Genomic DNA, 12,835 nt, shown 5'->3' on the forward strand with positions numbered 1-12,835 from the left:
GGCGCGCGCGCCGAACCCGGGGGCCTGTGGATGACGGCGTGGCCCGTGTGACGCGTGGTGGCACACTGGCCCGGTGGCCCGCCGCTTCATCCCTCTCACCGAGGTCTCCGAGATCCTCGACATCTCGTCGGCCCAGGCGTACGCGCTCGTGCGGACGGGCGACCTCCCGGCCATCAAGGTCGGCGGCCGCGGCCAGTGGCGGGTCGAGACCAGCGAGCTCGAGAACTACATCCAGCGGATGTACGCCGAGACGCGCAGCCAGGTGAGCCGCCTCCCCGAGGGCGCCGCCGACGCGTCGCCCACCGCTCGCGACTGACGCTCCCGCGCCGAGGGGCGGAGCCCACGCGTCCCACCGGGTCGACCCGTCGAGGGGTCAGAACACGCCGGAGGACGAACGGCGGCCTCGGGGGCATGCCCGTCAGCGCCGCGACTCGACCACCCGTAGGGCCGCGAACGGCACGGTGAGCACGCGGCGCACGTTCTCGCGGCGACGGGGCTCCCCCTCCGGATGCTCGGCCAGCACGAGGTGGTCGGCGCCGACCACGTCGACGGTCCCGACCAGGGCGGGCCCCTCGCCGAGGTCGAGCGCGACCGTCGCCCGGTCGCGGGCCAGCGCCCGCAGCGCGTACCCCATCCCGAACCGGCGGGCCGTGCGCGGCTCCTCGGCACGGGCCGCCAGCCCGACCACGGCCGCCACCGCCGCGTGCGGCACCAACAGCTCGCGCGGACCGTCGACGACCAGCAGCCACCCGTCGCCGAGGTCGCGCAGCTCGCCGTCGAGCGTGCGCGAGCCGGTGAGCAGCAGGGACAGCGAGGACCCCAGCCCGGCCCCCAGCCGCGCCGTGAGGTCGACCAGGGCCCGCTCGCGTCGCGTGCGCTCGGCGACCTCGCTGTCGAGCTCGCGCCGCTCCTCCGCGGCCAGCTGGCCCTCGAGGTCCGCGAACAGCCCCTCCCACCGCATGGCCCACAGGCTACGCAGCAGCGCTTGCGCCGGCATCTCGACCGGCTTATGGTCCAAGGCATGCAAACGACGGCAAACGGCACCAAACGTCATCTCAAGGGCCTCGCTGCCGCAGTGATGGTGACCGGGGTGGGCACGGCCGGTGTCCTGGTCATGGGCGGGATCGCCCGCGCCACCCTGCGCGAGATGCTGCGCGGGGTGCCCGTGGGTGCCGACGAGGCTCTCGTCGCGCTCCTCGCGGCGCTGGCCGGCCTGGGGCTGGCCTGGCTGGTGCTCGGCGTGGCGCTCGAGGCGCTGAGCCTCGTTCCGGGCCTGGTCGGCCGCTCCGCGCGCGCCGCGTCCGCGGCCCTCAGCCCGCGGGTGGTGCGGCGGGTCGCCGGCGTCGTCCTCGGCGTCGGGGTGGGCGTGGGCGTCGGGGGCGGTGGCGCGCAGGCCACCTCCCCTCCGGTCGCCGTGCTGGTGCACGAGGTGGCCGGCGTCGTGGCGGGCCCGTCCGCTGCCACCCCGGGTGACGACGTCCCCGCCGCCGTCGCCGCCCCGGCCCTGCCCGACCCGGGATGGGCGGCGACCCCCGACCCGGGATGGGTACCCGGGCGGCCCGTCGTGCGCCCGCAGCCCGACCTGGGTGCCCTCGGCGTGCGCCCGGCCACGCCGGACCCGGCCCGGGCCGAGGTGGTGGTGCGTCGCGGCGACTCGCTGTGGGCGGTCGCCGCACGGCACCTCGGGGCCGGCGCCACCGACGCCGAGATCGCCGCCGCCTGGCCGCGCTGGTACGCCGCCAACCGCGAGGTGGTGGGGCCCGACCCCGATGTCCTGCTCCCGGGCCAGGTGCTGCGGGCCCCGGCCCACCCCGAGGCCGTGTCGTGAGCGGCCACTCCCTGCACGCCGTCCCCCGCCCGCTACCCCCCGCGGTCTCGCTCGAGGAGGCGGTGCGCCAGGTCCGCCGACGCACCCAGCGCACCCCCGGCTACGTGCAGGACGCCTTGGCCGTCGACCTCGGCTGCGCCACCGACGAGCAGTACTTCGGCCCGCAGCGCACCACGCGCACCGACCTGCCCGACCCGGTGGAGTGGGCGGGCCACATCACCCAGGCCGTCCTCGAGGTGATGACCGGCGCCCGGCCCGCCCCCCAAGTGGTGCGCTGGACCACTCCCGAGGTCTACGCCGTGCTGGCCCGCCGGGCCGCCCGGGTGGCCCGGCGCCGCCTCGAGGGCCGCGCCGCGACCACCCGGCAGCGCGTGGTCGTCCACCGGGTGCGGGTCTGCGAGCCCGCCGACGGTGTCGCCGAGGCCGCGGTCGTCGTGCGCATCGGGCCGCGGGTGCGCGCGGTGGCGCTGCGGCTCGACGGGCAGGACGGCAAGTGGCGGGTCAGTGCCCTCCAGGTCGGCTGACCCGGGTGGCGGCGCAGGTCGGCCGGGCCGTGCACCCCTGCCGGGCGCACCGGTCAGACCGGGCCCGCGGTCGACGACCCCTCAGTGGCGGCCGTGGCACATCTTGAACTTCTTGCCCGAGCCGCACGGGCAGGGCGCGTTCTTGGGCGTCGACGCGAGCTCCTCCTCGGTGAGCCCGACGCTCTGACCCTCGTCGCGCACCTCGACCTCGCCGGTCTCGGTGGGGGCCGAGTAGTGCAGCCGGCCGGTCCGCGGGCGGCCGACGCCGACCCCGGACACCTCGACTTGCGGGGCATCGTCGTCGTGCCCGTGCCCGGCGTGGGCCACGGACGGCTCGGGCTCGTCGGTCATGACGTCGCCGGTGGGGCTGTCGGCCAGGGCCTGCCCGCCACCGGCCATCGCGCCGAGCATCTGCGAGACGTGCATCGGCTCGACGGCCGGGGTGTCCTGCGGCTCGTCGACCTTGACGTCGACGTGGAAGAGCAGCCCGACGGACTCCTCCTTGACGGACTCGTTCATCGCCTGCCAGAGCAGGAAACCCTCGCGCTGGTACTCGACGAGCGGGTCGCGCTGGGCCATCGCCCGCAGGCCGATGCCCTCCTGGAGGTAGTCCATCTCGTACAGGTGCTCACGCCACTTGCGGTCCAGGACCGAGAGCATGACGCGCCGCTCGACCTCGCGCATGACCTCCTCGCCGAGGGTCTCCTCCCGCTCGTCGTAGGCGCGGTGCGCATCGCTGAGGATCTCCTCCTTGAGCATCTCGGCGGTGAGCCCGGCGCGGCCGCCGGCGGCCTCCTCGAGCTGCTCGGGGGTGATCGAGATGGGGTAGACGGCGCGCAGGGCGCCCCAGAGCCGCTCGAGGTTCCAGTCCTCGGCGAAGCCCTCGGAGGTCTCGGCGTCGATGTAGCCCTCGACCACGTCGTTGACGAAGAAGCGCAGCTGCTCGTGCAGGTCCTCGCCCTCGACCACGCGGCGGCGCTCGTCGTAGATGACGGTGCGCTGGCGGTTGAGGACGTCGTCGTACTTGAGGACGTTCTTGCGGATCTCGAAGTTCTGCGCCTCGACCTGGGCCTGGGCCGACTGGATCGAGCGCGACACCATCTTGGACTCGATGGGCTGGTCGTCCTCGAGCTTGGCGGTGGTCATCACCCGGTCGACCAGCCCGGCGTTGAACAGCCGCATCAGGTGGTCCTCGAGCGAGAGGTAGAACCGCGACTCGCCCGGGTCGCCCTGGCGGCCGGAGCGGCCGCGCAGCTGGTTGTCGATGCGGCGCGACTCGTGCCGCTCGGTGCCGAGGACGTAGAGCCCCCCGAGCTCGGTGACCTCCTCGTGCTCCGCGGCGACCGCGGCCTCGGCGGCCTCGAGCGCCGCGTCCCAGGCGGCCTCGTACTCCTCGGGCGTCTCGTGGGGGTCGAGGCCGCGCTCCTTCAGGGCCGCGACGGCCCGGAACTCCGGGTTGCCGCCGAGCATGATGTCGGTGCCTCGACCGGCCATGTTGGTGGCGACGGTGACGGCGCCCTTGCGGCCGGCGTCGGCGACGATCGCGGCCTCACGCTCGTGGTGCTTGGCGTTGAGGACCTCGTGGCGCACCCCGCGGCGGCGCAGCTGCTCGGACAGGTACTCGGACTTCTCGACCGAGACGGTGCCGACGAGCACGGGCTGGCCCTGCTCGTGGCGCTCGACGATGTCGTCGACCACGGCCCGGTACTTGGCCTCCTCGGTGCGGTACACCAGGTCGGCCTCGTCGCGCCGGATCATCGCGCGGTTGGTCGGGATCGGCACGACGCCCAGGCCGTAGATCGAGTTGAGCTCGGCGGCCTCGGTCATGGCCGTGCCGGTCATGCCCGAGAGCTTGTCGTACATGCGGAAGTAGTTCTGGAGGGTGATCGTGGCGAGGGTCTGGTTCTCGTTCTTGATCTCGACCCCCTCCTTGGCCTCGATCGCCTGGTGCATGCCCTCGTTGTAGCGGCGCCCGGCCAGCATGCGCCCGGTGTGCTCGTCGACGATCAGGACCTCACCGTTCATCACGACGTAGTCCTTGTCGCGCTGGAACAGCTCCTTGGCCTTGATGGCGTTGTTCAGGTAGCCGATGAGCGGGGTGTTGGCCGACTCGTAGAGGTTGTCGATGCCGAGGTGGTCCTCGACCTTGTCGATGCCCCGCTCGAGGACGCCGACGGTCTTCTTCTTCTCGTCGACCTCGTAGTCACCGCGCCCGGACTCGAGCTCGCCGCGCTCGAGGCGGGCCGCCATGCGGGCGAACTCCTGGTACCACTTGGTCGGCGCGTCGGCCGGGCCCGAGATGATCAGCGGCGTGCGGGCCTCGTCGATGAGGATGGAGTCGACCTCGTCGACGATGCAGAAGTTGTGGCCGCGCTGCACGAGCTCTTCGGTCGACCACGCCATGTTGTCGCGCAGGTAGTCGAACCCGAACTCGTTGTTGGTGCCGTAGGTGATGTCCTTGGCGTACTCGGCGCGGCGCTGCTCGGGGTTCATCGAGGCCAGGATGCAGCCGGTCTCGAGGCCCAGGAAGCGGTGCACGCGGCCCATCAGCTCGGACTGGTACTCGGCCAGGTAGTCGTTGACGGTGATGACGTGGACGCCCTTGCCCGAGAGGGCGTTCAGGTAGCTGGGCAGCGTCGCCACCAGGGTCTTGCCCTCACCGGTCTTCATCTCGGCGACGTTCCCGAGGTGCAGGGCCGCCCCGCCCATCAGCTGCACGTCGAAGTGGCGCTTGCCGATGGTGCGCTTGCTCGCCTCGCGGACGGCGGCGAAGGCCTCGGGCAGGATGTCGTCGAGGGTCTCGCCGTCGGCCAGGCGCTTCTTGAAGGTGTCGGTCTCGGCCCGCAGCTCGGCGTCGGTGAGCTTGGCGAAGTCCTCCTCGATCGCGTTGACCTGCGCCGCGATGTTGTCGAGCTTCTTGAGGATGCGCCCCTCACCGGCACGCAGCAGCTTCTCGACGATCTTCACGAGTGGGACTCCCTAGGCAGACGAACGCTGGCGGCCGCACGACCACCGGACCTGCCCAGGGTAGTCGAGCCGCTCGGCCCGTACCGCGTCACGGTGGGGCCGTGGGTCCCAACGGGCGGGGCGGTGCGGCGAGTTCCCCCGCCGAGCGCCGGATGGTTGGCTGTACGGCATGAGCGAGGCGATCTTCCCCACCTGCGTGCCCGAGCTCACGGACGGCCACGTGCGGCTGCGCGCCCACCGCGCCGGCGACCTCGAGGCCATCGTCGAGCAGTCGAACGACCCCGACTCGCTGCGGTGGACGATGGTGCCGCGCCCCTACGGCCCCGACGACGCCCGCGCCTTCCTCGCCCTGATCGAGGCCGCCTGGAACGACCCCGAGGGCGTGCGCTTCTGGGCCGTCACCGACGCCGCCGACGAGACCGGGGCCTACCTCGGCACCATCGACCTGCGCCCGCAGGCCAGCCGCGACGTCGCCGACACCGGCTTCGGGCTGCACCCGGCCGGCCGCGGGCGCGGGCTGATGGCCGGGGCGCTCCGCCTGGTCTCGCGCTGGTGGTTCGAGAACGGCGGCACGCGCGTGACCTGGGCGGCCATCCGGGGCAACTTCGCCTCCTGGCGGGTGGCCTGGGCCTGCGGGTTCACCCTGCACGCCACCCTGCCCGGCACGCATCCGGATGCCGACGGCGGCCCGGCGCTCGACACCTGGCGCGCGAGCGTGACCGCCGACGACGTGATGGAGCACCGCACTCCGTGGGCCGACCCACCCGTCCTCGAGACCCACGACGCGGGCGGCCTGCGGCTGCGGGCCTGGCGCGACGACGACGTCGAGGCCCTGGAGCCCCTCGACCAGCCGGCCCACCACATGCCGGCCCGCGGGGTGCTCGACGCCGACACCTTCCCCGAGTGGCTCCTCACCCGCCGCGAGAAGATGGCGGTGGGGACCACGCTCAGCTGGTGCATCGCCGACGCCGCCACCGACCGGGCGCTCGGCGAGGCACTGGTCTTCGTCACCGAGGGCACCCTCGACGACGACGCCGCCGAGCTCGGCTACCAGGTGCTGCCCAGCGCGCGGCGGCGCGGCGTCGCGACCGCGGCCGCCCGGCTCGTCGTCGAGCACGCCTTCACGCCGCGCTCCGACGGGGGCCTCGGGCTACGCCGGCTCGTCGCGCAGACCGCCGACGACAACGTCGCCAGCAACCGGGTCCTGGACGCGGTGGGCTTCGAGATCTGGGGCCGTGAGTCGGCCGCCGATGTCCTGCCCGACGGCCGCGCCGTCGACGCCCTGCACTGGGAGCTGCTACCCGACTGACGGTGTCGGTGACAGCTCAGTTCAGGAGGGCAGTCGCGACCACGTTGTACTCCGCGCAGTTGTCCCCTCCGATGCCGCAAGCGCCGTCGAACTCGGCCGCTGGGCTGTAGCTGACGTACTTGACGGAGAGCTCCCCCGACGACAGCGCGACGATCTTCAGCTCCACGAAACCGATCACGCGGTACTGGGTGCCGGCGCCCTGCGCTGACACGGTGTCGTACACCGGGAAGGCAAAGGTCTTCCCGATCGCGTCCTCGATCGCCGCCTGCAGAGGACCGGCATTGATCTTGTTCCCCGGAGTCCCGCCCATCTGGACCGATGCCGGATGGCCCTCGAGGGACACGTCACAGCCGCTGTTGATATGAGTGACGATGGTCGGAATGCCGTTGTTGCTGGCACCGCAGTCCAGCCATCCCCAGTTCCCGCTGCCGCTGCCGCTGCCGTTGCCGTTGCCGTTGCCGTTGCCGTTGCCGTTGCCGTTGCCGCCGCCACCGCCGTTGTTCGATGTGCAGCCGGGCTGCCACACCTTGTCCGTCTGGATGACGACGGAGGGGTACGGGGCGCCGGCTGCGGCGGTGGCCATGATCGCGTCCGCCTGCTGGTCGCAGATGGCCAGGGGGAACACACCTCCCACCTTCGACGCCCGAGACACGCCTGCCGCCGCCCGACGTTCGGCGTGCAGCGACTGGACCCCGGCCAAGCGGCCGAGCGTAGTCGGCACATCACGCTTGACGGTGACAGCCGCTACCAGGACACCGGCGCCGGTGCAGGACATGTCAACGTTCACCGTGACCTGACCAGCAGCGCTCGTCAAGCTGAAGGGGCCGTTGGCGTCCGCCTGCTGACCTGCGATCGCCTTCGCCGTGGTGGCTCCAGGGTCGGCCGCGAGGAGCTGGGCACAGGTGGTGTAGGTCGTCGGGCTCTTGGTGAGGAGGTCCTGGTTGTACCGCGCGATGGCGAGCGCCCCGCTGTCCGCCCCGGCAGCGAAGGCCTGGGCCTGCGCGTAGGTCATCCCGAGGTCGACGACGAACGCCCCGAGCAACATCAAGGGCACGATCAGACCGGCGACGATCACGGCGACGCCGCCGCGCTCGTCGCGACGACCGAGCCTCGACCGGCCCCGCCGGGTCAACTGGTGTACTCGCACGTGAAGTCCCCTCTCGCGGTCAATGTCATCGCCCCCATGAACGGGACGGGGAACGGCGGTGTCGACCCGTACGACAGGGTGACCTGTGTCCGTGGGTTGCTCGCTCCCGACGAACCGACGCACGGGTAGACGGCCGCTCCGGTCGCCGACCCGGACCCAGCCGGCAACGTGCAACTGCCGCCAGGCCCAACCACGGACACCGCGATCGCCGTCGCGTTGGCGCCGATGGCCCCTGCCCCTGAGGCGGCCGACGCCCGAGCGTTCGTGGCGATGGTCGCGCAGGACGGGCGGGTGCCGCTCAGGTCCTGACGCACGGCACTGCGAGCAGCATCGCGTGACGCCGTGTTGAAGGTGATCTGCTGCGAGAACAGGAAACCGAAGTCGATGATCGCGCCGATGATCACAATCAGGACGGGCAGCACGAGCGCGAACTCGACCGCGGATGCCCCCTGTTCGGTGCGCCGCCTTCTCGTCACCCCGTCGCCCCGCGACGAGATGCCCCCTGTCTTCCTCAGCATTCACATATCTTCGCCAGGCGCCGCTCGTCTCCGCATCCGCCGAACGGACCGAGGCACCCAGCACCAATGGTCGGTGCGACGGCCCCCGAGGGGCTACTGGGACAGGTGCAGCTGGGTACGCGAGACGGTCGTGTCCTTGGCCGCGAGGATCTTGATGCACGACTGGTTGCCGTTGGCCAGGATGACGCCGCTGACGACCACCGGGCCGCCGGTGAACACGAAGCACGAGTTGCCGTTGAAGTCCAGCTTCGAAGCCGGGGCGTACACCGTGCCGGTCACCCCGGTCGTCCCGTTCCCCTGGATCGAGAGCGGGTTGGTGTTGTCGCGGGCGTAGACGATGCCGAGGTCCTTGAAGGGCCCGCTGGTCGGGGCCTCGATGTCGGTGTACCCGTTCTTGAAGTTCAGGTAGCCCGGGCTGGGGACGTAGATCGTGACGCCTGTGCCCTGGACGATCGTGTTGTTGCCGATGAGCCAGGTGCTGCTCACGACGTACAGCCCGGCGGTCAGCGTGCAGGTCACGTTGTTGCCGAGCGAGATCGAGGTGTTGTAGATGCCGGGGCCCTGGGTGCAGGGGTTGGTCCTCACCGTCAGGGCCGGGTCGCTGAGCGGCAGCACGAGGTCGGCGAGAGGGTCCGAGAAGGCCCCGATGGTGGTCGAGGGCGGCGTGAACACGCCGCCGCTCACGGACCCGACGACACCGTTCGAGGCCGACGACCAGTAGCTGTTGGGGCCGGCGTTGACGTTGCCGTTCACGGCGATCGCACCGCCGAACACGTCGAAGTCGGCATTCTCGGCCTCGACGCTGCCGAGGAAGCAGAGGGTGCACTTCACGTCGGTACCCAGCTCGGCCTCCGCGGTGCTGCCCACCGCGATGGACTGGCGACCGAGGATGCCCGCGAACGACGTGCCGACCTTGCGGTCAGGGATGCGCACCCAGACCTTCTTGGGGCTGCTCGCGTTGTCGAACGCGATGCAGCTGGTCCCGCTGGCCGTGGCGTACCCCGTGGGAGGGGTGCCGGTGCAGGTCGTCCAGTCGGCCGGCGAGACGTTGAAGTTCGTCTGCGCGTAGCTCTTGACCTGGCTGACCGCGTCGGTCACACAGGGCTTGGTGCCGCCACTCTGGCACGCGCCGGTCGGGTAGAGGGCGTTGGCACCGGCCAGGGCCGAGGAGTCGGCGGCGTTCTGCGAGACCCGGCGGGTGTCCCGGGCGAAGCCGAGGTCGACGACGAGCGCCACCATGATGACGAGCACGGTGACCGCGAGTGCGAAGACGACGGCGACGGCGCCGCGTTCGTCCCGGCGTGCGGGCGGGGTCAGCACCACGTCCAGTCACCCCCCGCCGGCGCGGCGTCGGTCACGAGCGAGCCCGACGGCGCCGAGGCCGCGGACTCGATCGACATCACGACCTTGCTGGTCATGATGCCGTTGGCGGGGAACGGCACGAACCCGGTGGCCGGCTTCTCGGCGACCTGGGTGCACATCACGAACTGGTTGCCCTGGACCCAACCCGCGGCGTTGCTGCCATTGGTTTGGAGCTTCATGTAGACCTTCACCTGCGCCGGCCCGCCGCCGGTGACCGCCCCCGCCGCTTTGCCGAGGATGTTGTTGCTGCCGGTGCGTGCCGTGCAGGCGATGTTGTCGTAGCTGATCGTGGACCCGCAGGCGGTCGCGTCGACCCGGAGGACGACAGCCGACCGGGCGGCCTCGCGAGCACCCTGGCGCATCCCGATGGAGTCGAAGAAGAACATGCCGTAGTCGATGATCCCGAAGATCAGCAGCAGGAGGAGGGGCAGCACGAGGGCGAACTCGACCGCGGCCGCGCCCCCTTCGCGCCGAGGCGCACCGCTGCGGGCTCTGATGGCCATCATCCGTGCACACTCCTCTGACCCGACGACCTGCCGTGGTCTGCTTCCCATTATGGGGCGACCCGGCCCCCTGCCATCCCCCGAATGGGCCGATTCGACCCGGCCGAGCAGGTACTGATGTGGGCCGCGTGACAGGCGGGTCGGCTGTTCCGGGTCTACCGGATGCGTCAGTCGACGACGCCGGCCAGGCCGAGCCATCCCGCCATCAGGGCGAGCTCGGCGTCGAGCTCGGCCCGGTCGCGCTCGTTCCCCCGTCCGTCCTCCCAGGTGCAGCGCTGTACCCGCAGCACCCCGGCGGCCCGGTCGCTCTTGAGGTCGACCCGCGCCACGAGCTCGTCGCCGAGCAGGAACGGCAGCACGTAGTAGCCGTGCACCCGCTCGGGCTCGGGGACGTAGATCTCGAGCCGGAAGTCGAACCCGAACAGGGCCCGCACCCGCTCGCGCTGCCACACCAGGGAGTCGAAGGGCGAGAGCAGCGCGCGGGCATCCACCCGGCGCGGCCGGCGCGCGTCGCGGTGCAGGTACACCGGCCGGTGCCAGCCCTCGACCGTCGCGGGCAGCAGGGTGCCGTCCGCGACGAGGGCCGCGATCGCGGGGCGGGCCTGCTCGGGCTTCAGGCGGAAGTAGTCGCGCAGGCACTGCTCGCTGCCCAGCCCGTGGGCCCGGGCCGAGAGCTCGACCAGCCGGCGGAAGGCCTCGTCGTCGCCCGGCCGCACGGCCGGGTCGACCGCCCGGTCGCGCACGGCCGGCGGCAGCACCCGGGCCGGCACGGCGTAGCGCCGCTCGAACTGGCTGGTGCGCCCCGCGCTCGACACCTCGCCGGCCCAGAAGAGGTGCTCGAGCGCGCTCTTGACCAGCGACCAGTTCCAGCCCCAGTCGTCGCGCTCGCGCGGCAGGTCGTGGGCCAGGGCGGCCTCGACCTCGCGGCTCGTCAGGGGCCCGCCGGCGGTCACCTCCGCCAGCACGGCCGCGACGAGCTCGGGGTGGTCGCGGGCGACCCGCCGCATCCCGCCCCAGGCGTCGGAGCGGGCCCGGCGCATCCGGAAGTCGAGCAGGGGCCAGGTGCTGGGGGCGACCAGCGACGCCTCGTGCGCCCAGTACTCGACGACCCGGCGCGGCGCGACGTCACGCGCGCGGTCCAGCAACGCCCGGTCGTAGGGGCCGAGGCGCGAGTAGAACGGCAGGTACTGGCTCCGGACGACCACGTTGACGCTGTCGATCTGCACCACGGCGACGGCGTCGAGGACGCGCTGGAGGTCGCGGGTGCCGGGATGCTCGGGGCGTCGGCGCGCGAAGCCCTGGGCGGCGAGTGCGATGCGCCGCGCGGCCGGGCGGGTCAGCCGGAGGGGCGCCGGGTCACTCATCCGTGGGCATGAGGCGCTGGCGGTGGGCGTACACCGCAGCCTCGACCCGGGAGTGGATGTGGAGCTTCTCGAGGATGTTGCGCACGTGGTTCTTGACGGTGTTCTCGGCGATACCGAGCTCGTCGGCGATCTCGCGGTTGGCCAGGCCGCGGGCCACCAGCCGCAGCACCTCGACCTCGCGCTCGGTGAGGTGGGCGGAGTCGTCGGCCCCGGCCGGCTCCTCCTGCGCGAGCCGGCTGAACTCCTGGAGCAGGGTCGCGGCCATCCCCGGCGGGATGATCGCCTGCCCGTCGTGCACCCGGCGGATGGCCTCGGAGACCTCCTCGCCCGGGAGGTCCTTGAGCAGGTAGCCGCTGGCCCCCGCCTTGATGGCCTCGAACAGGTCGCCCTCGTCGTCGCTCATGGTGAGCATGAGGATGCGGATGTCGGGCTCGAGGCTGTGCAGGCGGCGGCAGGCATCGATGCCGCCCACGCCGGGCATCCGCACGTCCATCAGCACGACGTCGGGGTGCAGCCGCAGGCAGGTCTCGACCGCCTCGTCGCCAGTGCTGGCCTGACCCACCACCCGCGCGACGCCGTCGAGCTCGACCACGATGGCCATGCCCTGGCGGTACATCTGGTGGTCGTCGGCGATGACCACGCGGATGCCCCGGGGGCCACGGCCGTCGTGGCCCCCGGGTACGTCACGCGTCGGTTGGCTCACGCGTCCATCCTCGCAGGTGGCGAGGACAGGATGGCCGCGCGGTCCGCGCCGCTCACGAGGCGGCGGCGTCGACCTGGTCCGAGGTGGCGACCTCGACGGCCGGCCCCTCGTGGCCGTCGAGGTCGAGGTGGAGCACACCGTAGGACCACCCGCGCCGCCGGTAGAGCACGCTCGCCCGGTCGGTGTCGGCGTCGTGGAAGAGGTAGAAGTCGTGCCCCACCGCCTCCATCTCGGCCAGCGCGTCCGACAGCGTCATCGGCGTCGAGCGGTGGACCTTCTCGCGGACCTCGATGGGCGAGTCGCCGAACGGCCCGTCCTCGGGCATCGTGTCGGATTCGGCCGCGCCGACGAGGGAGCTCTCGGCCTCGATCCGGGCGGTCGCCCGAGCCACCGACTCGGGGGTGCGACGCCCCCGGTGGACCTGCCTGCGGTCGCTGCGACGCCTGAGCCGTTCCATGAGCTTGTCGACCACGACGTCCAGGGCCGCGTACTTGTCGTCGGCGCATGCTTCGGCGCGAACGACGGGGCCCTTCGCGTAGCAGGTGACCTCGACCCGGTCGCAGGCCTTGGCCTGGCGCCGGTTGGGCTCGTGACTGACCATGACCTCGAC

13 protein-coding genes are annotated in these 12,835 nt (G+C 72.2%); 4 read left to right on the top strand and 9 right to left on the bottom strand.

Going from position 1 to position 12,835, the window contains the following annotated elements; genetic code table 11:
* Positions 1–73 precede the first annotated feature (73 nt).
* Positions 74–316, top strand: a complete 243-nt coding sequence (locus ATL31_RS09880) for a helix-turn-helix domain-containing protein (protein WP_101395620.1) — start codon at positions 74–76, stop codon at positions 314–316.
* 102 nt (positions 317–418) lie between these two features.
* Here the strand turns inward: ATL31_RS09880 and ATL31_RS09885 are convergent, their stop codons facing one another.
* The gene (locus tag ATL31_RS09885; protein ID WP_101395621.1) at positions 419–961 is read right to left on the bottom strand and encodes a hypothetical protein; all 543 of its coding nucleotides are present in this window, start codon (positions 959–961) and stop codon (positions 419–421) included.
* Between the two features lie 60 nt (positions 962–1,021).
* On the opposite strand from ATL31_RS09885, the gene ATL31_RS16435 reads away from it, so the two are divergent.
* Positions 1,022–1,828: a LysM peptidoglycan-binding domain-containing protein gene (locus ATL31_RS16435; protein ID WP_211284002.1), complete on the top strand. Its 807-nt coding sequence runs from the start codon at positions 1,022–1,024 to the stop codon at positions 1,826–1,828.
* Positions 1,825–2,352: an Rv3235 family protein gene (locus tag ATL31_RS09895; protein ID WP_101395622.1), complete on the top strand. Its 528-nt coding sequence runs from the start codon at positions 1,825–1,827 to the stop codon at positions 2,350–2,352. The genes ATL31_RS16435 and ATL31_RS09895 overlap by 4 nt, the downstream gene beginning before the upstream one ends.
* Before the next feature lie 81 nt (positions 2,353–2,433).
* Here ATL31_RS09895 and secA read toward each other — a convergent pair whose 3' ends face one another.
* The gene (secA, locus tag ATL31_RS09900) at positions 2,434–5,319 is read right to left on the bottom strand and encodes a preprotein translocase subunit SecA (protein ID WP_101395623.1); all 2,886 of its coding nucleotides are present in this window, start codon (positions 5,317–5,319) and stop codon (positions 2,434–2,436) included.
* Between the two features lie 169 nt (positions 5,320–5,488).
* Here secA and ATL31_RS09905 point away from each other — a divergent pair, with 169 nt between their 5' ends.
* On the top strand, positions 5,489–6,628 hold the full coding sequence (locus ATL31_RS09905) for a GNAT family N-acetyltransferase (protein WP_101395624.1): 1,140 nt from the start codon (positions 5,489–5,491) through the stop codon (positions 6,626–6,628).
* 16 nt (positions 6,629–6,644) lie between these two features.
* Here the strand turns inward: ATL31_RS09905 and ATL31_RS09910 are convergent, their stop codons facing one another.
* From ATL31_RS09910 to hpf, 7 genes are all read right to left on the bottom strand, one after another.
* Positions 6,645–7,775 carry a TadE/TadG family type IV pilus assembly protein gene (locus tag ATL31_RS09910; RefSeq protein WP_143598368.1) on the bottom strand — a complete coding sequence of 377 codons (1,131 nt, stop codon included), beginning with the start codon at positions 7,773–7,775 and terminating at the stop codon, positions 6,645–6,647.
* Positions 7,757–8,293, bottom strand: coding sequence for a TadE/TadG family type IV pilus assembly protein (locus tag ATL31_RS09915; protein ID WP_101395626.1), 537 nt, complete (start codon positions 8,291–8,293; stop codon positions 7,757–7,759). The genes ATL31_RS09910 and ATL31_RS09915 overlap by 19 nt, the downstream gene beginning before the upstream one ends.
* A gap of 93 nt (positions 8,294–8,386) precedes the next feature.
* On the bottom strand, positions 8,387–9,616 hold the full coding sequence (locus ATL31_RS09920) for a Tad domain-containing protein (RefSeq protein WP_211284003.1): 1,230 nt from the start codon (positions 9,614–9,616) through the stop codon (positions 8,387–8,389).
* Positions 9,607–10,158 carry a TadE family protein gene (locus tag ATL31_RS09925; RefSeq protein ID WP_211284004.1) on the bottom strand — a complete coding sequence of 184 codons (552 nt, stop codon included), beginning with the start codon at positions 10,156–10,158 and terminating at the stop codon, positions 9,607–9,609. The genes ATL31_RS09920 and ATL31_RS09925 overlap by 10 nt, the downstream gene beginning before the upstream one ends.
* Positions 10,159–10,325: 167 nt before the next feature.
* Complete coding sequence (locus ATL31_RS09930; protein WP_101395629.1) at positions 10,326–11,522, bottom strand: winged helix-turn-helix domain-containing protein; 1,197 nt, start codon at positions 11,520–11,522, stop codon at positions 10,326–10,328.
* The gene (locus tag ATL31_RS09935) at positions 11,515–12,225 is read right to left on the bottom strand and encodes a response regulator (protein WP_245862220.1); all 711 of its coding nucleotides are present in this window, start codon (positions 12,223–12,225) and stop codon (positions 11,515–11,517) included. The genes ATL31_RS09930 and ATL31_RS09935 overlap by 8 nt, the downstream gene beginning before the upstream one ends.
* 52 nt (positions 12,226–12,277) lie before the next feature.
* Positions 12,278–12,826, bottom strand: coding sequence for a ribosome hibernation-promoting factor, HPF/YfiA family (hpf, locus tag ATL31_RS09940; RefSeq protein ID WP_245862223.1), 549 nt, complete (start codon positions 12,824–12,826; stop codon positions 12,278–12,280).
* Between the last annotated feature and the right edge of the window lie 9 nt (positions 12,827–12,835).

Origin of the sequence: Phycicoccus duodecadis (assembly GCF_002846495.1) — a bacterium.
Classification (GTDB): domain Bacteria; phylum Actinomycetota; class Actinomycetes; order Actinomycetales; family Dermatophilaceae; genus Phycicoccus; species Phycicoccus duodecadis.